16 protein-coding genes are annotated in these 21,597 nt (G+C 72.8%); 8 read left to right on the top strand and 8 right to left on the bottom strand.

What is annotated here, in order from left to right; translation table 11 throughout:
• Positions 1–48: 48 nt before the first annotated feature.
• The gene (locus WMF19_RS49230; protein ID WP_437896694.1) at positions 49–2,031 is read right to left on the bottom strand and encodes an aconitase family protein; all 1,983 of its coding nucleotides are present in this window, start codon (positions 2,029–2,031) and stop codon (positions 49–51) included.
• 229 nt (positions 2,032–2,260) lie between these two features.
• On the opposite strand from WMF19_RS49230, the gene WMF19_RS49225 reads away from it, so the two are divergent.
• The 4 genes from WMF19_RS49225 to WMF19_RS49210 all read left to right on the top strand — a co-directional run bounded on the left by WMF19_RS49225 (position 2,261) and on the right by WMF19_RS49210 (position 7,441).
• The gene (locus WMF19_RS49225; RefSeq protein WP_437896692.1) at positions 2,261–3,610 is read left to right on the top strand and encodes a protoporphyrinogen/coproporphyrinogen oxidase; all 1,350 of its coding nucleotides are present in this window, start codon (positions 2,261–2,263) and stop codon (positions 3,608–3,610) included.
• A complete protein-coding gene (locus WMF19_RS49220; RefSeq protein WP_437896690.1) occupies positions 3,607–4,350 on the top strand; it encodes a glycosyltransferase in 744 nt (247 codons plus the stop codon). Before WMF19_RS49225 ends, WMF19_RS49220 begins: the two co-directional genes overlap by 4 nt.
• A gap of 137 nt (positions 4,351–4,487) precedes the next feature.
• Positions 4,488–6,215, top strand: coding sequence for a glycerol-3-phosphate dehydrogenase/oxidase (locus tag WMF19_RS49215; protein ID WP_437896688.1), 1,728 nt, complete (start codon positions 4,488–4,490; stop codon positions 6,213–6,215).
• A complete protein-coding gene (locus tag WMF19_RS49210; protein ID WP_437896686.1) occupies positions 6,194–7,441 on the top strand; it encodes an FAD-binding protein in 1,248 nt (415 codons plus the stop codon). Before WMF19_RS49215 ends, WMF19_RS49210 begins: the two co-directional genes overlap by 22 nt.
• Before the next feature lie 45 nt (positions 7,442–7,486).
• Here the strand turns inward: WMF19_RS49210 and WMF19_RS49205 are convergent, their stop codons facing one another.
• Complete coding sequence (locus WMF19_RS49205; RefSeq protein ID WP_437896684.1) at positions 7,487–8,824, bottom strand: S41 family peptidase; 1,338 nt, start codon at positions 8,822–8,824, stop codon at positions 7,487–7,489.
• A gap of 383 nt (positions 8,825–9,207) precedes the next feature.
• Between WMF19_RS49205 and WMF19_RS49200 the strand changes: the two genes are divergently transcribed.
• The 4 genes from WMF19_RS49200 to rpsT all read left to right on the top strand — a co-directional run bounded on the left by WMF19_RS49200 (position 9,208) and on the right by rpsT (position 11,890).
• Positions 9,208–9,795, top strand: coding sequence for an RNA polymerase sigma factor (locus WMF19_RS49200; protein WP_272096404.1), 588 nt, complete (start codon positions 9,208–9,210; stop codon positions 9,793–9,795).
• Positions 9,792–11,300 carry a hypothetical protein gene (locus WMF19_RS49195; protein WP_437896681.1) on the top strand — a complete coding sequence of 503 codons (1,509 nt, stop codon included), beginning with the start codon at positions 9,792–9,794 and terminating at the stop codon, positions 11,298–11,300. The genes WMF19_RS49200 and WMF19_RS49195 overlap by 4 nt, the downstream gene beginning before the upstream one ends.
• A gap of 103 nt (positions 11,301–11,403) precedes the next feature.
• Entirely contained in the window at positions 11,404–11,592 is a 189-nt protein-coding gene (locus WMF19_RS49190; protein WP_044967265.1) for a hypothetical protein, read from the top strand.
• A 13-nt stretch (positions 11,593–11,605) separates the two neighbouring features.
• On the top strand, positions 11,606–11,890 hold the full coding sequence (gene rpsT, locus WMF19_RS49185) for a 30S ribosomal protein S20 (protein ID WP_437326329.1): 285 nt from the start codon (positions 11,606–11,608) through the stop codon (positions 11,888–11,890).
• A gap of 299 nt (positions 11,891–12,189) precedes the next feature.
• Here rpsT and polA read toward each other — a convergent pair whose 3' ends face one another.
• From polA to WMF19_RS49155, 6 genes are all read right to left on the bottom strand, one after another.
• Complete coding sequence (gene polA, locus WMF19_RS49180; protein ID WP_437896679.1) at positions 12,190–14,892, bottom strand: DNA polymerase I; 2,703 nt, start codon at positions 14,890–14,892, stop codon at positions 12,190–12,192.
• Positions 14,893–14,925: 33 nt separating this feature from the next.
• Positions 14,926–16,263, bottom strand: a complete 1,338-nt coding sequence (locus WMF19_RS49175) for a carboxypeptidase regulatory-like domain-containing protein (RefSeq protein WP_437896677.1) — start codon at positions 16,261–16,263, stop codon at positions 14,926–14,928.
• Between the two features lie 19 nt (positions 16,264–16,282).
• The gene (locus WMF19_RS49170; RefSeq protein ID WP_437896675.1) at positions 16,283–16,489 is read right to left on the bottom strand and encodes a hypothetical protein; all 207 of its coding nucleotides are present in this window, start codon (positions 16,487–16,489) and stop codon (positions 16,283–16,285) included.
• Between the two features lie 271 nt (positions 16,490–16,760).
• On the bottom strand, positions 16,761–18,695 hold the full coding sequence (locus tag WMF19_RS49165; protein WP_437896673.1) for a S8 family serine peptidase: 1,935 nt from the start codon (positions 18,693–18,695) through the stop codon (positions 16,761–16,763).
• Between the two features lie 482 nt (positions 18,696–19,177).
• On the bottom strand, positions 19,178–20,716 hold the full coding sequence (locus tag WMF19_RS49160) for an aminopeptidase P family protein (RefSeq protein ID WP_437896671.1): 1,539 nt from the start codon (positions 20,714–20,716) through the stop codon (positions 19,178–19,180).
• A gap of 97 nt (positions 20,717–20,813) precedes the next feature.
• Positions 20,814–21,554, bottom strand: coding sequence for an SDR family oxidoreductase (locus WMF19_RS49155; protein ID WP_437896669.1), 741 nt, complete (start codon positions 21,552–21,554; stop codon positions 20,814–20,816).
• Between the last annotated feature and the right edge of the window lie 43 nt (positions 21,555–21,597).

The following is a 21,597-nucleotide window of genomic DNA, read 5'->3' as shown; positions in this document are numbered from 1 at the left end:
TGCCGATTGCGGCCACTATGTGTGTATTACCGCGATAGGCGCTCTGCGTCATGATTCCGGGAATGCGATCTTCCCCGCAATCGCGCTCGCCGCGACGATGAGGGGACTGGCCAGGTAGACCTGGCCGGGTCCGCTTCGTCCCGGGAAGTTCCGGTTGATGGCCGAGACCGTGACCTGTTCCTTGCGGTCGGATACACCGGGGCCGGCCTTGATGCACGCGCCGCAGGAGGGGTCGACGAGCTCGGCGCCGGCTTTCTCGAAGATCTCGAGGTAGCCCTTGGCCTCGGCGTAGCGGCGGATGTCCTGCGAGCCGAACTGGATGTAGAGGTGCACGCCGTCAGCGACGCGCTTGCCCCGCTCGACCGCCTGGCGCAGCACGGACGCGTACATGTCCATGTCGGCCTTCTTGCCGCCCGTGCACGAGCCTCCGTACGCGATGTCGATCTTCACCGGCCCGCCGGCGACCTCGTCGAGCGACCGCAGCGGCACGCCGTTCCGCGGATCGCCCGGCGTCGCGACCATCGGCTCGACCGACGCGAGATCGACGTCGAACGTCGCCATGTACTCCGCGCCTGGATCGGCGCGCACGATGCGCGCGCGCACGTCCTCCGCGGCGAGCCCGCGCTGCTCGACGAGGTAGCGCACGATCTCCTCGTCGGCCTCGATGATCCCCGTGAAGCCGCCCGCCTCGACCGCCATGTTGGTGAGCGTCGCCCGCTCGTCGAGGCCCATCGCGCGGACGCCATCGCCGGCGAACTCGAGCACCTTGCCGATGCCCTGGCCCGTCTTCCAGAACGGCTGCGAGAGCAGGAACAGCATCACGTCCTTCGCCGTGACCCCCGGCCTGAGCCGCCCGGTCAGGTTGAAGCGCACCGACTGCGGCACCGCGACGCGGACGTCGCGCGTGAGCCACGCGTTCGCCATGTCCGTCGAGCCGACGCCGAACGCGAAGCACCCGAGCGCCCCCGCCATGCAGGTGTGCGAGTCGGTCCCGGCGACGATCTGCCCTGGCAGCGCGAGCTCCTCGATCACCTTGTTGTGGCAGATGGCCTCCGAGCCCACGGTCCTGCCGTCGCGCTCGACCTCGCCGTACAGCTTGATCCCGTGCCGCTCGGTGAATGCCTGCTGCACCGTCGCGAGCGAGGCCGCCTGCTCCCGCAGGCCGAGCCTGATGTGAGCCTCCGGCATCACGCGATCGAGGAACGTCAGGTGATCCCGGAAGGCGAAGACGCTCTCCGGCTCGGTCACGACCGCGTCCGGCCCGACGCCCGCCCGGAAGAGCGACTCGGCCATCGGCGTGACGTACTCGTGCGAGAAGCGCACGTCGATGCGGGCGAAGAGCGCGTCTCCAGGCTTCACCGCGGGGACGCCGATCTTCCCTGCCCGGGCGTCCACGATCGCGTGCGCCGCGATGATCTTCTCGCACAGCGTCATCGGCCGCGGCGGCGTGGCCAGGGTGGGCGGCGAGACCTCGCCGGCCATCCGCGCCTTGTTGTAGGTGAAGAGGCCACCGTACTCGACGACGTCGGCGCTGATCGGGTCGAGCCCGCGGGTGAACTCGCCGATCGGGATCTCGTCGCCCCGCGCGATCCGGTCGAGGAGCGAGAAATCGGTCGTCGTGAGCAGCCCGATGTTCTGGCAGTTCTGGCCGTAGATCTTCTCGATGCTGCGCGCGACGACGATCTGGATCCCCGCCTCACGCTCCGAGTACGGCGCCGTCTCGCGCGAGCTGCCGCACCCCTTCGAGCGCCCGCTGACGATGACGCCGAAGCCGCCGTTCTTGATGGCGTCGCGCTCGATGTGCCCGCCGCGCAGCCCGACCAGGCAGTAACGGGCGAGCGTCTCGTCGTAGTAGTAACAGACCCAGCCCGGCGTGAGCTCGTCGGTCGAGATGTTGTCGATCAACGCGTGCTGCTCGGGATCGAAGCGAAGCTCGCCGCCCGCCAGCTGCTGTTTCAGGAGCGCCGGGTCCTCGGTCAGGTAGAGGGTCCTCCCGGTGACTTGAACGGACTTCCGGCGGGGGATCGGCATCTGCACCTCGGACGCCCTGGGACGCGCGGCGCGCGCTGGGACCTCTCCACACCTAGTCGCTCTGGGCGGAGGCGCCAACGGCGGTCTTTGCGCGGCGCGCGTGGAGCTCCGCGCGCCTTACGTCGAAGGCGGGAAATCCAGCATGCGCCGAGGAGCGCCGGGACGGCAGCGTGCCTTGACGACGCACCAGGGAGATGGTGTCTTCCCGGCCGCGGCCGGGCCGCGAGCGATGACCCGACCCACGATCTCCAGCGTTCCCGTCGCGATCCTCGGCGCCGGCCTGACGGGCATGGCAGCGGCGTACCACCTGGGGCGGGCCGGCGTGCCGCACCGGGTGTTCGAGCGCCTGCCGCGCCCGGGCGGCCACGCGATCACGCTCGAGGACGCCGGCTTCCGCTTCGATCGGACAGGGCATCTCCTCCACCTGCGCGACCCGGCGACCCGTGAGCTCGCGCTGGGGTGGCTGGGCCCTGACCCGCTCGAGATCGAGCGGCGTTCGATGATCTGGTCGAACGGCACGTACACCCGCTATCCGTTCCAGGCGAACACCTTCGGCCTGCCGCCCGCGGTGGCCTACGACTGCCTCCGCGGTTTCGTCGAGGCGCACTTCGCCAAGGACAGACCTCAGCCAAGGAACTTCGAGGAGTTCTGTCTGGCGCACTTCGGCGAGGGGATCAGCCGCCACTTCATGATCCCCTACAACAGCCGCCTCTGGGGGGTGCACCCGTGCGAGATCACCGCCGACTGGTGCTCCCGCTTCGTCCCGATACCGAAGCTGGAGGACGTCCTCGCCGGAGCGGTCGGGCTGAACGATCGGGAGCTCGGCTACAATGCGAGGTTCCTCTACCCGCGGCTCGGCATCGGACAGCTGACGCACGGGCTCGCGCGGGCGCTCGCCGAGCAGCGGCCGCGGGACGCGGGAACGCCGGCGATCGAGCTCAGCCGCGCTCCCAGGTCGATCGACTGGCGCGCGCGCGAGCTCGTGTTCGACGACGAGGTCGTCCGGTACGACGTGCTCGTCTCGTCCGCGCCGCTGCCCGCGCTCGTCAGGCTCCTCTCGGACGCGCCTCGCGCCGTGGGCGAGGCGGCTTCCCGGCTGCGCTGCACGCACCTCTACTACCTCGATGTGGCGCTCGACACACCGTGCGGGCAGCCGCTGCACTGGGTGTACGTCCCGGAGGCGAAGTACCCGTTCTACCGCGTGGGCTGCTACTCCCACTTCTCCGCCGCCATGGCCCCGCCGGGCAAGGCCGGCCTCTACGTCGAGCTCGCCGATCGCGCCGAGCCCGATCTCGCGGCGCTGCTCCCCCGCGTCGCCGAAGGCCTCGTCGAGATGGGCCTCATCCCCGCCCCGAGCGCCATCCGCTTCGCCCGCCTGCGCCGCATCGACCACGCGTACGTCGTGTTCGATCACAGCTACTTCGGCTCGCTGGAGGCGGTGCGGCCGTTCCTCGAGGGCCAGCGCATCCTGTCGTGCGGGCGCTACGGCGGCTGGAACTACTCCTCGATGGAGGACGCTCTCCACTTCGGGCGCGACGCGGCGCACCGCGCGCAGGCGCTCCTCGGGGGCGCGCCGTGAGCACAGCCGAGCCTGACCGCGCGGATGCGGGCGGATCGCCGGAGATCTCCATCGTCATCCCCGTTTACAACGAGGAGGCGATCCTCCACGCCGCCGTCGTGGATCTGCGCGAGCGGCTCTCGCCGTTCGGCTGGCGCTGGGAGCTCGTGCTCGCCGAGAACGGCTCGTGCGACGGGACCCTCGGCATCGCCGGCGAGCTCGAGCGCAAGTACCCGGAGGTGAGGCACTTCTCGATCGGCGAGCCGAACTACGGGGCCGCGCTCCGCGCGGGCATCGAGCGGGCGCGCGGGCGCTTCGTGCTCTGCGACGAGATCGACCTCTGCGACGTCGATTTCCACCGCCGCGCCATCGCGATGCTGCGGGCAGGCGGCGTCGACATGGTGATCGGGTCCAAGCTCATCCAGGGGGCGCGCGACGATCGCCCCTGGGCGCGGCACGCGGCGAGCCAGCTGTACAACGGGCTCCTCCGCGCAACGCTCGGCTTCCGTGGGACGGACACGCACGGGCTCAAGGCGTTCCTGCGCGAGCCGCTCCTCGCGGTCGCGCGCGACTGCGTCGTGGACAAGGACGTCTTCGCCAGCGAGCTCGTCATCCGCGCCTACCGCGCTGGCCTGCGGATCGAGGAGATCCCCGTCCGCGTGCTGGAGAAGCGGCGCCCCTCGATCAACCTCACCCGCCGCGTCCCGAACGTGCTGCGCAGCCTCGCGAAGCTGACCTGGGCCATCCGGGTCCGCGGCTGACGGCCGGCTCCTCGAGCATTCGCAGCGCCGCGCGCGAGGCCGGGCCCGCTCGTGGAAAAATTCTGGCATGCTATACGCCGCAGGTGACGATCCTCCTTTCGAGCGCCGCAAGACCGGCTCGCCGAGCGGACACCGACGTGGACGTCGTGGTCATCGGCGGCGGCGTGAACGGCGTGGGGGTCGCGCGTGACGCTTCGCAGCGGGGCCTGAGGGTCGCCCTGTTCGAGCGCAACGATCTCGCGTTCGGCGCGAGCGGCAACTCGAGCGGCATGATCCACGGCGGGCTCAGGTACCTGACCAGCGATCCGCAGGTGACCGAGAAATCATGCCGCGACTCGGGCCACATCCAGGCGATCGCGCCGCACCTGCTCTTCCGGATCCCCTTCCTCGTCCCGTTCGAGAACGCGCGGCACGGGCGCCTCCTCTACCCGCTCGCGGACGCCTTCTTCGAGGCGTATGACAACTACCAGCCGCTCAAGCGCGGCAAGCCGCACGCGCGCCTGTCGCCCGACGAGCTCCGCCGGCTCGAGCCGGGGCTGCACGGCGACCTGGTGGGCGGCTTCAGCTTCGACGAGTGGGGGATCGACGGCGCGCGGCTCTGCGTCGCCAACGCGGTCGACGCGATCGAGCGCGGGGCCAAGGTGTACGTGGGGCACACGGTCGAGCGGATCGAGCGCCGCGAGGACACCGGCGAGGTCGTCGCGGTCCGCTACCGGGACCGCACGACGGGGGAAGGCGGGCGGCTCCGCACGAGCACGGTCGTGAACGCGACGGGCGCGTGGTCGCCGATCACCGCGTCCCTCGCCGGCCTCCCCGCCGCGAGCTCGCGCGTGCGGCCCGGCAAGGGCGTGCACGTCGTGTTCGACCGGCGCCTCACCAATTACGCGATCATGGCGAGGACGATCGACGGCCGTCAGATCTTCCTCGAGCCGTGGGAGAACATGAGCGTCATCGGCACGACCGACGACGACTTCTACGGCGATCTCGATCAGGTCCGCGCGACGAGCGAGGAGGTCAGGTACCTGGTCCAGGGCATCGCCCGCGTGTTCCCGCAGATCCACGAGGCGCGCGCGATCGGCACGTTCGCGGGCGTGCGGCCCACGCTCTACGCGTTCGGGCCCACCGAGGACGCCCTCTCGCGCGAGCACCAGATCGTCGATCACGCGGCGCACGGCGCGCCGGGCATCTACTCGATGATCGGCGGCAAGCTGGCCAGCTTCCGGCTCTTCGCCGAGGAGATGACCGACGTCCTCTCGCGGCGCTTCGACCTCGGCGCCCGCTGCGTGACGCACACGACCGCGCTGCCCGGCGGCGATCGCGCGGTGGACGCGCTCGCGCTCTCGCGGCGGATGGAGATCGACGCGGTGGCCGCCCGGCGGCTCGTGTACAGGCACGGCTCGCGCGCGCTCCGGATCGAGGAGCGCGTGCGAGAGCGGCCGCGCGAGGCCGCGACGGTGTGCCCCTGCGAGCCCGTGATCGAGGCCGAGGTGCGTTATGTCCTCCGGCACGAGCTCGCCCGGAGCGTCGCCGACGTGGCGCGCCGCACGCGCCTCGGCCTGGGCGCGTGCGGGGGCATGCGCTGCGCGGCTCGGTGCGGTCAGATCGTGGCGCAGGAGCTCTCGCTCCCGCCGCGCGACGGGATGCGGCAGGCGGTGGCGTTCCTCTCGCGGCAGGCGGTGACCCGCGCCGTCGCGCTCGGCCCGGAGCAGGCGCGGCAGGAGGCCCTCGCGATCGCCAGCGTCCGGTCGGAGCTCGGCGCGCCCGCGGACGACGAGGCGACGGCGGCGTGCGAGGACGCCGATCGTCGCGCGCCGCGCGCCGCGCGGGAGCCGGAGGAGAGGGCGTGGCGCGATCGATCCTCGTGATCGGCGCCGGCGTCGCCGGGCTCGCCGCCGCGTGGAGCGCGCGGCGGCGCGGGGCCCGGGTCGCGGTGATCTCCGCGGGCGTCGGCGAGACGGCGCTCGCGGGCGGCGCGGTGGACGACGTGCCGTGGGAGCAGATCGAGCGGGCGTCACGGTTGCTCGGCGGCGACCTGCCCGCGAGCGATCTCGCGCCGGCGGTGAGGCAGTTCGCGGCGGAGCTCGGCCTGTGGGAGCTGCCGCAGGCGGCGGGCGTGCGCCTCGCGACCGTCGCGGGGCGGATCCGACCCGCCCGCGGCAGGGATCGCGCGCTGCTCGATCTCGGCCCGCTCCGCCGCACGCGCGTCCTCGTCCCGCGCGCGGCGCGCGCCGGGTGGGACGCGGACGCGCTCGCGGAGGCGCTCACGGACGAGCCGTTCGCCCGGGCGCGGGGGCTCCGCTTCCTGCCCGTCGACGCGCCGGTCCTGCGCTTCGACGACGAGCGGCACATCGCCGACGGCGATCTCGCGGCCCGGCACGACGACCCGGCGCGGCTCTCCTGGCTCCTCGATCGGCTCCGCCAGGCGCTCGACGGCGCGGGCCGCGCGGGGGCGATCCTGCTCGGCCCGTGGCTCGGCGCGGGCGCTCCGCGCGCCGAGGCGCTCGCGGCCCGCCTCGGCGTCCCGGTGGGCGAGGCGCTGATCGGCGCCGGCTCGCCGGCGGGGCTCCGCTTCGAGGCGGCGCGCGACGCGCTGCTCGCCGCGATCGCGGCGCCTCAGCGCCACGGCCGCGTGCGCGCGGTGGGCAGCGGGCCCCCGGGGCCGGGGGCGCCGGACGAAGGCGTGACGATCCACGTCGAGGGGGAGGACGCGCCGCTCGCGGCGGACGGGGTGGTCCTGGCGATCGGCGGCCTCGCCGGCGGCGGGATCGCGTACACGCCGCCCGAGAGCGGCGCCGGCGCCGATTTCCCGGCGCGCGGCGCCGCGCCGTTCGCGCTCTCGATCGCCGCGCCCGTCACGATGGGCGACGATCGCGGCGCGTTCGGCGTGGTGAGCTCCATGCAGGGCCCGGAGCTCGACGTCGTCGCGTGGCCCCGCGGAGAGCGCCTGGGCGCGCTGGAGGCGGTGGGGGTGCGGTGCGAGGGCGTCCGCGCCGCACCCGGGATCCTGGCGGCCGGGGCGACCATCGCGGGGAGGGCGCGCACCGTGCTCGACGCGGTGACGACCGGGCTCCGCGCCGGCGCCGAGGCCTGACGCGCGTCGCGCGGCGTCCGGCGCTGGTCGCTCGACGCGCGATCCTCAGCGCTGGCGGACCGCCGGGATGGCGCGGAGGAGCTGCTGGTACCCGACGGCGAGCGCGAAGTCGCTCCCGCGGGTGGGATCGGAGGGCATGTCGCCCTCGGGGCCGATCGCCGCGGCCGTCTCGGCGCGCTTCTCCACGAGCACGGCCCTCGGCGAGCGGTCGCCGATCGTCCCTTCGGCGGGGAGGTGTCCCTCGAGATCCTGCTCGCGGAGGATGGCGGCCGGGACCTGCTGCGCCGCGCTCTCGATGACGACGTCGGGCCGGATGCCCTGCGCCTGGATCGAGCGCCCGTTCGGCGTGTAGTAGCGCATCGTCGTGAGCCTCACCCCGGCGCCGCCGGGCAGCTCGTAGATGGTCTGCACCGACCCCTTGCCGAAGGTCGTCGCGCCGACGAGCACGGCGCGCCCGCTGTCCTGCAGGGCGCCCGCGACGAGCTCGGCGGCGCTCGCGGAGTACTCGTTCACGAGCGCGACGACGGGCAGCGAGGCGAACGCGCCGCCGTCGTGCGCCTTCGCCTCGTCGACGACCTTGTTGCGCTGGCGCGTCGAGTAGATCGTCCCCGAGGAGAGGAACTCGTCGGCCACGGCCTCGGCCTCGTTGACGAGGCCTCCGGGGTTGTTGCGCAGGTCCAGGATCACGCCGGCCAGCGGCGCCTTCGATGCGGCGCGCAGCTTCGCCGCGGCGCGGAGCATCTCTTCGTGGGTGCCGTCCTGGAACTGCTTCACGCGGACGTACGCGACGTCCCGGTCGAGGCGCTTCGCCGCGATGCTCGTCACGTGGATCTGCTCCCGCGTGAGGTCGAACGAGAGGGGCTCGGGCACGCCCTGCCGGCGGATCGTGAGCTTCACCCGGGAGCCGGGCGCCCCGCGCATGATCTTCACGAGCTTGTCGAGGCGCTCGCCGCGCACGGGGCGACCGTCGATCGCGATGATCTGATCGCCGGAGCGGATGCCGGCCCGCGCCGCTGGCGAGCCCTCGATCGGCGCGATGACGGTGATGTTGTCGTCCTTGGCGTCGACCTCGATCCCGACGCCGCCGAACGTCCCCCCCGTCTCTTCCTGGAACTGGGCGAACTCCGAGGAGTTCATGTACGCCGAGTGCGGGTCGAGCTCCGCGACCATCCCCTTGATCGCGCCGTCGAGGATCTTGCTGCGCTGCGCCGGCTCGACGTAGTTGTTCTCCACGAGCACGAGCACGCGCGCGAGCTGCTCGAGCGGAGCGTAGGGGCTCTGCGCCTGTGTGCTCGCGCCCGCGAGGTGGGAAGTCGCCGCCCCTCCCGCGAAGGCCGCAGCGACGAGCCCCAGGGTGCGCATCCAGCTCGAGTAGCGTTGCATCCGCCGACCATAGCAGCGGCGCGGGCGGCGGCGCTGTTCGCCGGCGACGGCCGCGCTCGTTCACACGCCTGCGCGGTGGGCCGGGCGCCGGGGCGCCGCGGCGGCTTTCGGTGTGCCAGCGCGGGCGTATCGCCCGCCGGTCGACGAGGGCACCATGGCGCCCAAGCTCCGGGCGCATGGTTTGTCCTAAGAGGAGTGTTCGGCTATCTTCGCGCGCCTGAACGTGAAACTTGCCTCCTCATCGCCCGGCTTCGCCTTCGCGAAGCGGGGCTCGCCGCGAGGGGCTTCTCTCGCCGAGACGGTCGGGGGCCGTCGCGAGGAGGTGTCCGCGGCTGCGCTGTCGTCCGTGCGCGGGAGACAACTCGCACCCCGAGGCGGCTAGGATGGCCAAACCCACCGATCGTGAGCTCGTCGATCAAGCCCGGAGCGGAGATGCCCAGGCGTTCGGGGTGCTGGTTCGTCGATATCAGAAGCGCATCTTCCGGCTGGCGTTCCACCTTGTCCGCTCGGGCGCGGAGGCAGAGGACGTGACGCAAGAGACCTTCGTCCGGGCCTACCAGGCGCTCGACCGGTTCGATGGCCGGAGCGAGCCCTTCACCTGGCTCTACCGGATCGCCGTGAACCTCTCGCTCAACATGATCCGGGCCCGCAAGCCGAGCAAGAACTCGACCCCCGCGGACGATCCGCGGATCGAGGCGCTGCTGCTCGAGACGCGCCCGAGCCACGGCGTCGATCCGGCCGCGTCGACCCAGCGACGCGAGCTCGCGGCCGCGCTCTGCGACGGCATCGACACGCTCTCGGACACGCTTCGAACGACGCTCATCCTCGTGTGCATCGACGGCGTGCCCCACGAGGACGCCTCCAGGATCCTGGGTTGTCCGGAAGGAACAGTCGCCTGGCGCGTCCACGAGGCGCGCCGCAAGCTCCGTGCTTACCTCGCGGAGCGCGGTTTCGGAGGGGACGCCGAATGAACGTCACCGACAAGCTCGACCTCGACGGGATGCTCAACGATTGGCCTGCCCCCGCGCCCTCGACGAACGACGAGGAGGCATGGGAGACGCGGGCAGCCCACATCGTCGAGGTCGCCATCTCCAGGCGATCGGAGGACACCGCGGCGGCGGCCGACCTCCTCGCCCCCCCCGACCTCACCGCGGCGCCCGGCGAGGAGCAGACGGAGGACCCTTCGCGCGAAGCTCGCGCATCAGGAGAACGCAGCACCATGGGGGACGGATCACAAGCAGCCAGGGCCTCGAGGCCTGAAGCGAGCCTGTCGGGCGGCACCTTGTCGCGGCCGCCCGAGAAGAGGCGCCAGTCGCTGAAGGAGATCGCCGAGCGGGTCAGCCAGGCGCCGGGTCGCGCGAGCGGTATGCCCGCGATGAGCGGCTCTGCGCTCTCGACGCCGCTGCCGGCTTCGGGACGCAGCTCGGCGCCGCCAGGGCGTGTGTCCCCGCTGCCGGGGCGCGGCTCGCTCTCCGGCAATGCCCGCACGTCGTCGCCGTCCATGCGGCCGGTGGAGGGGGTGCCCGAGGACTCCGGTGTCATCGATCTGAACCGGCTCAACGCGTCGGCGCCCTCGGAGGTGGAGGCCTCCGAGAAGGCGCAGCCCGGCGCGGCGGCTCGGTTCGAGGACGCGAAGGCGGCAGCGGTGGTGCCCGTGGCGGCGCGCCGCGCCCCGTCCGCGCCCGTGGCCGCGGCTCCAGCGAGGAAGCGATCCGGCGGGATGATCGCCGGCGCCGCTGTCGCGGCCCTGGGGCTGGCCGCGGCGGTCACGGTCCTGGTGAAGACGACGGCTCCGCCGCAGCAGGAGATCGCGGCCACCGCGTCGCCCGCGACAACCACCATCGCGGCGCCGGCCGAGCCGCGCGGCGACACGCGGGTGGAGCCGGCTGCTCCGGTCGCCAAGGCGCCGGAGGAGCGCGCCGTTGTCGAGCAGCCCGTGCAAGCGGAGGAGAAGCTTGCCGCGGCGCCCAAGGCGCAAGCCGCCCCCGTCGGCGGCGGCGCTCCTGCGTCGACGGCCGTCGAGGCGCCGGCCACGCCAGCCGCATCGCCGAAGCCCGAGCACGGAAAGACGGCGGCCGCGCCGGCGGCGGCTGGCAAGCCGGGGGACCTCCCCTCGGCCATGCAGGCGGCCGTGGGCGACAACGGGGAGCGACAGCCGTCGGTCGTCTCGGAGGCGCCGGTGCCGGCGTCGGGTCCGCTCCGGCAGCAGGACATCCCCGAGCAGCCGTCGCAGGGCTCGGTCCAGGCCGCGCTCGGCTCGGTCATGGGCAGCGCCAAGGCGTGCGTCGCGGGCGCGAATGACGTGTCGCGCGCGCAGATCACGTTCTCGTCGACAGGCCAGGTGAGCAAGGTCAGCGTCAGCGGGTGGGCGGCGTCGAACGGCCAGTCGAGCTGCGTGCAGTCCGCGCTCAAGGGCGCGAACGTGGGTCCTTTCTCCAAGCCGTCCTTCTCGGTCAGCGCGACGATCCGACCCTAGCCCTGACCACGCGCCGACGCGCCCTCGCGCCCTCGCGCCCTCGCGGAGAGCAGCAAACCTCCCGGTTGACACGGGGCCCCCCGTAGGTAGAATGCGCGCCCCCATGGTTTCCGCGACTCAGCAAACCCAGCGCATCCGCCGGCGCAAGGCGCGCACGGCGGGCACCCGCCGCAAGCGCTTCGAGCGCGCACACGGCACCCCCGCGTTCCCGATCCATCCGGCGGGTTACGACCAGAACGCGCCGGACGCCCTGCGCGCTGCCACGCCCGCCGAGGCGCAGGCGAAGAAGTAGGAGAGCTTTTCTCATGGCCAATCACGCATCTGCCGACAAGCGCAACCGCCAGCGCATCACGAGGACCGCGCGCAATCGCGCCATCAAGTCGGATCTCCGCACGACCGTCAAGAAGGCGCGCACCGCGCTGAAGGGCGTTCCGCAAGAGTCCGCTGCGCCGGTGACCGCCGCGGTGAGCGCGCTCGATCGCGCCGCGTCGAAGGGGACGATCCCCGCCAAGCGCGCGTCGCGCGTGAAGAGCCGCCTCGCCCTCGCCCTTCACAAGGCGAGCGTCGCCGCCAAGACCGCCGCGAGCTGAGAACACCCTTTCCGCACGTACGCCCCGCTCACCGCAAGGTGCAGCGGGCGTCGTCGTTTTGTCCCCCCGCAATCCCGTAGCCCCCCGTTGCCGTAGACCCTCGCTGTCGTTCCGCCGCCGCCGTCCCGGCCACGGAGAGCGCGGCTCTTCTCCGCCCCTCTCCAACCCATGACGCCAGCGGCGGGCACCCGCACAGGAGACGGGTCCAGATCGGCGTTTTCGGCGCGGAAGCGTACTCCGGTACGCTGAGCACCGAAAACGCCGAGATGGGCCCGTATCCGAAGCGGGTGCCCGCCCCTTCAATGGGCGTCGGCCCAGGTGGGGCCGTGACCGACGTCGACGACGAGCGGGACGTCGAGCGGGAAGACCGACTCCATGGCCTCCCGCACCTTCGCCTTGGCCTCGTCCACGGCCTCGACCGGCACCTCGAACGCGAGCTCGTCGTGCACCGTGAGCACCATGCGCGCGCCGGGGACGACGGGGCGCGGGATGCGCACCATCGCGAGCTTCAGGAGATCCGCCGCCGTCCCCTGGATGGGGGTGTTCTGCGCGATGCGCTCGGCCTGAGCGCGGCGCATGCGGTCGCTGCTGCGCAGATCCGGGAGCAAGCGGCGCCGGCCGAGCAGCGTGCGCACCGACTCGGAGCGCTTCGCCTCGGCCATCGTCCCCTCCATGAACTCGTGCACGCCCCGGTAGCGCGCGAAGTAGGCGTCGATGAAGCGCGCCGCCTCCGCCCGCGAGATGTCGAGGCGCTTGGCGAGCGCAGACTCGCCCATGCCGTAGATCACGCCGAAGTTGATCGTCTTGCTCCGGCGGCGCATCTCGGCGGTGACCCCTGCCTGGTCCACGCCGAAGATCTCCATGGCCGTGCGCACGTGCACGTCCTGCCCGGTGCGGAAGGCGTCGACGAGCACCGGGTCCTTCGAGAGGTGCGCGAGGACGCGCAGCTCGATCTGGGAGTAGTCGGCGCTCACGATCACGCTCCCGGGCGGCGCGACGAACGCGCGCCGGATCATCCGGCCGAGCTCCGTGCGGATCGGGATGTTCTGCAGGTTCGGGTCCTGCGACGAGAGCCGCCCGGTCGCGGCCACGGCCTGGCCCCAGCGCGTGTGGAGCCGGCCCGTGCCCGGGTGCACGAGGCGCGGCAGCGCGTCGACGTACGTGCCCTTGAGCTTGGCGATGGCGCGGTGCTCGAGGACCACCCCGGGGAACGGGTGCTCCTCCGAGAGCGCCTCGAGCACGTCGGCGTCGGTCGAGCGGCCGGTCTTCGTCTTGCGCTGGGAGCGCAGCTTGAGCTCGTCGAACAGGACCGCCTCGAGCTGCTTCGGCGACGCCAGGTTGATGTCGTGCCCCACGAGCTCGCGCGCCTTCTGCTCCAGCGCGGCGAGCTCGGTCGTCATCTGCGCGCCGAGCTGCGCGAGCGCGTTCGGGTCGACGAGGACGCCCGTGAGCTCCATCTCCGCGAGCACGGCGGAGAGGGGGAGCTCGATCTGCACGAGCAGGTCCTCGAGCTTCTCGGCGCGGAGCCGCGGGCGCAGCCGATCGGTGAGCGTGAGCGCGACGTCGGCGAACGCGGCCCCGTAGCTCGACGCCTCGCCGAGCTCGATCTCGTCGAGGCCGCGCTGCGCCTGCCCGCGGCGCTTCGGGACCACCTCGTCGAGGGTCTGCATCTTGGCGCCGAGCTCGCGCTCGGCGAGCTCGTGGAGCTGGTTCTTCCCCTCGGGATCGAGCAGGTAGCTCGCCAGCATCGTGTCGAAGGAGACGCCCACGAGCCCGATGCGGTGCCGCAGGAGGATCACCTCGCAGAACTTAACGTCGTGGCCGACCTTCGGGAGCTCGGGGTCGGCGAACAGCGGGCCCATCACCGAGTCGATGTCGCTCATCGAGAGCTGGGCCGGCGCGCCGAGGTAACGGTGCCCCAGCGGGACGTACACGGCTTGCCCCGGCTCGCAGGCGAGCGCGACGCCGCAGACGTGGGCGCTCATCGGCTCGCGGCTCGTCGCGAGCACGTCGAGGGCGAGGCGGCCGGCCGCGCGCGCCGATCTGGCGAAGCCCTCGAGCTCCTCGCGCGTCGTCAGGACCCTGTAGGTCGCCGCGCGCGCGGTCGGCTCGGGCGCGCGGACCGCCTTGAGGAAGCGCGAGAAGCCGAGCTCGGTGAAGAGCTCGCGGAGCCTGCCGGTGTCCGCGCCGCCGTAGCGCAGCGTCTCGAGGTCGAGCGACACGGGCGCGCCGCCGTCGAGCGTCACGAGCTTCTGCGAGAGGCGCGCGTCGGCCTCGTTCTGCTGGAGCGACTCCCGGATGCGAGGCTTCTTGACCTCGCCGATGCGCTCGTAGATCGCCGAGAGCGAGCCGAACTGCGCGAGCAGCTCGGCGGCCGTCTTCAGGCCCACGCCGGGGACGCCGGGGACGTTGTCCGAGGTGTCGCCGACGAGCGCGAGCAGGTCGCGCACCTGCTCTGGCGGCACCCCGAACTTCGCGACGACCTCGGGGTGCCCGTAGACCTTGTCGCGCATCGCGTCCCAGAGCATCACCTGCTCGCCGTCGACGAGCTGCATCAGATCCTTGTCGCTCGACGCGATGACGACGCGCAGCCCCCGCTCCTTGGCCCGCGCGACGGCGACGGCGACGAGATCGTCCGCCTCGAGCCCCTCCTGGATGAAGATCGGGATGCGGTACGCCTCGACGATCTCGCGGCACCGGCTCATCTGCACCCCGAGATCGGGCGGCGGCGGGGGCCGGTGCGCCTTGTAGCGGGGGTCGAGCTCGTCGCGGAACGTCTTGCCCGGCGAGTCCATCGCCACGCCCAGGTACGCGGGCTTCCGCTCCTCGACGAGCTTCGTGAGCATCGCGACGGTGCCGTACGTCGCGTGGGTCGGCTCGCCGCTCGGGCTCGAGAGCGGGCTGATCGCGTGGTAGGCGCGGAAGACGTAGCCCGACAGGTCGACGAGGTAGAGGACGTCCGGAGCTCCGGCCGGGGGAAGCGCGGTAGGGCGCGTGGACATGGACCGACCCTTAGCACCTCGGCGCGCGGCCGTTCACCGAACCACGACGTCGCGCCGTATCGTCACGTCGAGGGTGCGCCCTTCCCTCTCCACGCCGACGGTGACGACCGTCCCCGCCGGGCCGCGGAGGCGCTGGATGCAGTCGGTGAGCTCCAGGTCCGTCGTGGGCCGGCCGTCGATGCGGGCGATGACGTCGCCAGCCATGAGCCCGGCGGACGCCGCGGGCCCCCCCTCGACGACGCCTGCGATGATCACGCGGCCCGAGGAGAGCGAGAGCATCGCGCCGATGCCCGTGAGCTCCTCGCGCGCCCCGCCGTCGTCCAGCTGGCGGAGCTCGACGTCGACCCGCGTCGACTGCGCGCCGCGCGCGTCGAGGCCGGACACGATCTTGGCCATGTACTGCTGGTGGCGCACGCGCACCGAGAACGGGCCGCTAGCCGGCACCCCTTCGAGCTCGTAGTCGCCGTTCCCGTCGGTGAGCGCGAGCGAGATCGCGTTCGCGCCCGACGAGGTCGCGGAGTCGAGCTCGACCTGGGCCTCGACGACCGGCGCGCGCGACGCGGCGTCGACGACCCTGCCCCTCAGCGTCGCGCCCTGCGGCAGCACGATCCGCACGCGTTGGGCACCGCGGCCTGCCTCGACGTCGACAGGCCGGCTCCGCGCAGGCGGGCGTCCGGCCGAGCTCGCCGTCAGCACGTAGCGGCCCGGGGCGAGCGCGTCCCACCGGAACGCGCCGCCCGGATCCGACACCTTGCGCGCGCGGCCGTTCACGTTCGAGTTCGCGCCGGACCCGGCCGGCGTGAACGACTCGATCGCCAGGAGGTACGCCTCGACGGGCCTGCCCGATGGATCCACGACCTCGCCCGCGATCGAGCCCGCGGCGAGCAGGCGAAGGACGTTGTCGCGGCCCGCTGTGACGCGCGTGGGCTCGGCGTCGCCGTACGGAGGCTGCGCGGCGGTGGCGGTGCAGCCGTCGGCCTCGGCCGGCAGCTCGAAGCGCCCCTCGCCGTCGGCGTTGGCCGATGCGCCCGGCGGTTCGCGGCAGCTGACCACGGCGCCGGCGCTGGGATGGCCCTCCGGATCCAGCACCACGCCGCGGACCGGCCCCACGCTCGCGGCCGTGACCTCGCGCGGCGGCGGCGCTGGAGGTGGTGGCGGCGCCGGTGGCGCCTCGACCTCGCGCGGCGCCGTGAGCTCCGGCTGCGGTGGAAGGAGCAGCGCTGCGGCCGGCTCGCGCCGGGCCGGCATCACGGGGCCGGGCCGCGGCAGGAGCAGCCAGACGAGGAGCGGTATGACCAGCAGCGCGACGGAGAGCAGCGCAGCGGAGAGCCAGGCCCTCCGCTGCGCGCCTGCCGTCCCGCTGTCCGCCATGCCATCCTCCGCCGCCGGTTCACCGGCCGGCGTCGGCCTCGTCCGCCGAGCCTTCGCGCGCGCCTTGAGGGGCCGCGTTCGAGTCGGCCGGCCCTTCCGGCGATGCCTCGTCCGTGGGGCCGAGCGCGGGGCCCCGTGGCTCGGCGGGCCACGGCGTCTCGCTGGAGGAGCCGCCGCACGCCCCGAGGAGCAGGAGGAAAGGTACGAGCAAGGTGCCGGACCGCATCGCCGGCATCCTAGTACTACAGTTGCAGTTTGCTGCCTGGCGAACTGGCGCAACCATCTAAGCCTCGGGATGCTCGACGTCGGGCTCGGCGGGACGGTGGGCACCCGGGCTCTGCAGCTCGCACCAGGTTTGCGCGGAACCGCATTGGAACCGCATTGACGAGTCGTCCGGCCCGGAGCATGTGCAACTGTAGTACTAGCTCGTTTTTGCAGGGTGGTCATGACGGCCGGGCGCACCGCCCGACCCTGGAGCGAGCGCGGCAGGAGCCGGCTCAGCGCGTGGACAGGTTCGTCCGGGCGATCCAGAGGCAGGCCGCGGCGTTGACCGCGCACCACACGACGAGGGCCATCCGGCCGAGGGGACCGGCGACCTCGCCGAGCAGGACGACCGATGTGAGGTAGGCTGCCGTGCCGACGGCGAAGCCCGCGATCACTGGCCGGAGCCTCTTCACGCCGAAGAAGAGCGCCGTGAGGCCGAGCGGGACGAGCGCGTTGGCGAGCGGCAGCCAGCGGTGGACCGACGCGCCGAGCAGCATGTCGAGGTCGGCGATCGGCCGGGCCAGCACGTCGACGGCGAGATCCACGCGCGGCAAGAGCCACGGCGCGAAGAAGAACAGCCCCGGCCCTGCGGCGAGCGCCGGGATGAGGAAGCTCGCCCGCCACGGGCTCGTGGCGGTCGCGTCCTTCTTGCGGGCGCGGCGCGCGACCCACGTCGCGAGCGCCAGCAGCGCGAGCAGCCGCACGACGATGTGGCTCTGCGTCACGCGCACGACGGAGCTCGCGGCGTCGAGGATGCCGGCCCCGTAGAGGAGCTTGCCGCCGTCGGAGTCGTCGACGACGCGCGCGCCTGCGCGGAGCGCGTCCTCGACCGCGCGCGGATCCGTCACGCCGAGGCTCACGACCAGCGCCGCCGCGCCTGCCACGTGGGGCGCGGCCATCGAGGTGCCGCTGTACGCGTAGTAGTTCTGGCACTTGTCGCGCCCGCGGTTGCAGATGGTCTGCTGAGTGACGTTCACCCCGGGCGCGGCGACATCGACGCCCTGGCCGCGCGAGGAGAACCGCGCGATCTTGTCGTTCGCGTCGGTGGCGCTCACGCCGATGACGCCATCGGAGGCGCCTGGGAACTGCACGCGCCCGCCGGTGTTGCCGGCCGCCGCGACGACGACTGCGCCATGCGCGATCGCGTCGTCGATCGCGCTCTGGAGCACCTTGGAGTTGCGCGGACCGCCGAGGCTCAGGTTGATGACCTGGGCGCCGTGCTCGGCTGCCCACCGGATCCCGTCGGCCACGTCGGCGGTCGTGCCCCAGCCGCTCTCGTTCAGCACCTTGACCGGCATGAGCCGCGCGTGGAACGCGAGCCCCGCGGCGCCGAGGCCGTTGTTGGTCGACTGCGCGATCGTTCCGGCGACGTGCGTGCCGTGGCCCTGGTCGTCGTTCGCGTGGTTCGTCTTGGTGACGAAGTTCCATCCCTCCACGCACTCGGTCGAGGCCAGGTCGGTCCCCTTGGTGAAGGGCCCGTGGTCCTCGCACGCGATGCCCGTGTCGACAACGGCGACGGTGACGCCGCGACCGGTGGCGAAGTCCCACGCGCGCTCGGCGCCCACGCGCGCCATGTGCCACTGGTCCTTCAGCAGCGGGTCGTTCGCGACGAACGAGGCGCGCACCCACGCGAGCGGCTCCGCCGCCTCCACGCGCGGATCCCGCGCGAGCCGCTCCAGCGTCGCGCTGACCGGCCCGTCCACCGTGGCGATCTGGATCCGGGTCTGTGACGTGAGCGCCGTCGGCATCACGCGCAGCGAGAAGTCGCGCACGAGGTCCGCGAGCGAGGCGTCGTCGAGGTCGTCGCGCGCGTCGACCACGATCTGCCCGGGGATGTCGTAGCTGGTCTCGTCGAGCTCGGAGGCCATGCCGTGCAGCGGCTCACCCGCTGTCGCGACCGGTTCGATCAGGAGGTCCGGCCCGCGCAGTGACGGGCCGACGTCGACGGGCAGCGCAGGGTTGACGTACCCGGGAAGGCGAGGCTCGAGCATCCCGGGCGAGCGCGCCGCGAGGACGGCGCCGGCGCCTCGGCCGTCCGTCCCATCCTCGGCCCTGGCCGCGCCCGCCGCTGCGACCACCGCTGCCGCGGCGAGCAGCGACGTCGCGAGCGCGCGTCCGGTTCGGAGATTTGCGGTCCCTGGCCAACGCAGAAGGCGAGACGTGTGCATGCGGGTCTCCTCATCGGCAGGGTAGCGCCGCCGCCCGCGAGCAGCCATCGCTCCAGCATCCTCGCGCCCGCCGTTGCGTCCGTGCGCCAGCCCCCCCCAAGCCCCTCGCCGTGTCCTGACGGCATCAACCGCCCTCCACAACCACGGACTTCCTGGAACCACCAGACACCACCCCACCGCCCCTCAAGCCCGAGCTCCCGACCACCGCTCCCCCCGGCAGAGCCGCCGGTGGCGGGTGGAGCCGCGCGGGAGGGCGGCGGGGGTGGGCCCCACAAACCCGAGCGCCGGCCCGCACCGAAGCGAGTCGCCCCCAGCCCCACCCCACCCTCCTGTGTGGCAACAGCCCCCCAAAAGGCGCGAGTTTGTGGGGGGACCCCCGCCGCCCTCCCGCGCGGCTCCACCCGCCACCGGCGGCCCCCGCGTCTAGGTGCGCCCTCCGACTCGCTCGCGTGGCCCGTTCCGTTCCCCGCCCGCCGTTCAGTTCACTTCGGCGTGGCCCAGAGTCCCGCCATCCACGCTTCCACGTCGCTCACCGACCTCGGGATATCGCTCGACAGGTTCCGATACCCCGTCTCCGTGACGAGGATGTCGTCCTCGATGCGCACCCCGATGCCGCGGTACCTGGCCGGCACGGTCTCGTCATCGAGCTGGAAATACAGCCCTGGCTCGACCGTGAGCACCATGCCCGGCTTGAACTTGCCGAACTTGTAGACCTGCTGCCGCGCCTGCGCGCAGTCGTGCACGTCGAGGCCCAGCATGTGGCTGACGTTGTGGAGCGAATACCGCCGGTAGAGCTGCCTGTCGTCCTTGAGCGCCTCCTCGGCGGAGACGTGGAGGATGCCGAGCCGCTCGAGCCCTCGGGCGAGCACCCGCATCGCCGCCCGGTTCGGCTCCATGAAGTCGTTGCCCGGCTTCACCTCGCGGATCGCCGCCTCCTGCGCCTCGAGCACGAGCTCGTAGATCTCGCGCTGCTCCCTGGAGAACTTCCCGTTGATCGGCAGGGTCCGCGTGATGTCGGCCGTGTAGAGCGCGTTGCCCTCGACGCCGGCGTCGACCAGGAGGAGCTTGCCCGGCTCCAGCGCGCCGTCGTTCCTCGTCCAGTGCAGGATGCACGCGTGGTGGCCCGACGCGGCGATGGTCCCGTAACCGACGTCGTTGCCCTCGACCCGGGCGCGCAGGTTGAACGTGCCCTCGACCTCTCGCTCGCTCCGCGCGCGGGGGAGCGCGCGGATGACGTCCTCGAAGCCCCGCTTCGTCGACGCGACGACCGCCTCGAGCTCCTGCACCTCGAGGGCGTCCTTGAGGAGGCGCATCTCCGAGAGCGCCTCGCCGAGCTGCTTGTCGCGATCGTGCCGGGCGAGGAGCTTGTCGACGCGCTCGGACATGCCACGGAGCACCCGGTGGGGGCGCGTCACCGTGCCGACGAGGCCGCTCAGGTACGCGTCCAGCTCGGGGAGCCCGCGGCACTCGTCGACGCCGAAGTGCGCGCGGCTCTGCTCGACGCCGAGGCGGGGGCCGACCCAGAGCTCGCCCTTGGCGCGATCGGTGAAGAACGTCTTGTCGCTGCGCCCGGGGTTCGGCTCGACGAAGAGGATGTCCCGGTGCCCGCCGCCCTCCTGCGGCTGCAGCACGAGCACGCAGTCAGGCTCGAGGTTGCCCGTCAGGTAGAAGAAGTCCGAGCCCGGGCGGAAGCGGTAGTGCGTGTCGTTGGAGCGCACCTTCTCGTGCCCGGTCGGGATGATGAGCGTCTCCGCCGGGAAGAGCTTCGACAGGGCGCGGCGGCGGGCAGCGAACACCTCTGCGTGCGCGATCGCCTGCGGGAGCTCGCCGGACGCCGGCGCCCAGCGCTCCAGCATGAACGCGATCAGCGCCTCGGGCAGCGTCGAGTCGTGGCTCGCCGGCTTGGCCTCGGCGCCGGGAGCCGCAGCCGCGGGCGCCTCGGCCGGGCCGCCCTCGGCGGGCGCGCTGTGGGCAGGATCTGCCTGGAGGGGGGCGGCGCTGGTCTCGGGCGGTTGGCTCATCAGGCCCGAACTATGGGTCGATCAGGTGAGGTCGTTCAAGCCAAAGCGCGCGCCCGTTCACGCTGGGGCGGATCTACCCGCGCGCCGAGGCGGCGCGTCACCCGACCGAGGCGCCGCCGTCGACCGCGAGGATCTGGCCGGTGATGAAGTCGTTTTCAGCAAGGAACACCACGGCGCGGGCGACGTCTTCCGCCTCGCCGATGCGCTGGAGCGGGATGCGCTCGCGGAGGCGAGCGAGCGTGGCCTCGTCGTAGGAGGACGGCGGCAGCACCGTCCCGGGTGCCACGCCGTTCACGCGCACCTCCGGCGCCAGCCCCACGGCGAGGCCGCGGACCAGGTGCGCGAGCGCGGCCTTCGACACCGAATACGGGATGTAATTCTTCCAGGGCCGCTCGGCGCTGATACAGACCATCGCGACGACGCTGCCGCGGCAGGCGCGGAGCGCGGGGGCGAGCTCGAGCGTGAGCAGGTACGGCGCGGTCGCGTTGAGCGCCATGGCCCGATCCCACGCCTCGGCGGAGAGCTCGGCCGGCGGGACCCGATCGAAGTTCGCCGCGTTGTGGACAAGGAGGTCGAGCCGGCCAGACGACCAGCCGAGCACGGCGCGGGCGAGCGCGGCGAGCGCCCCCCGGTCGTGGAGGTCCGCCTGGAATGCGGCGGCGCGGCGGCCGAGGGAGCGCGCCTCGTCGACGATGACGTCCGCGCCGGCGCCGCTCGTGGCGTAGTGGACGGCCAGGTCGGCGCCGGCGGCCGCGAGCGCGCGGGCCGTCGCGGCGCCGAGGCGGGTGCCGGCGCCGGTCACGAAGGCGATACGGCCGGTCAGGGGGGCATGGGGCATGGGGAGCTGTGTAGTCGATGCGGGGCCCCGCGCGTCGAGAGGG

The sequence above is a fragment of the Sorangium sp. So ce124 genome, assembly GCF_051525235.1.
Lineage (GTDB): Bacteria > Myxococcota_A > Polyangia > Polyangiales > Polyangiaceae > Sorangium > Sorangium atrum.
Note: the sequence above shows the minus strand (reverse complement) of the source record. Positions and strands in the feature narration are given on the sequence as shown.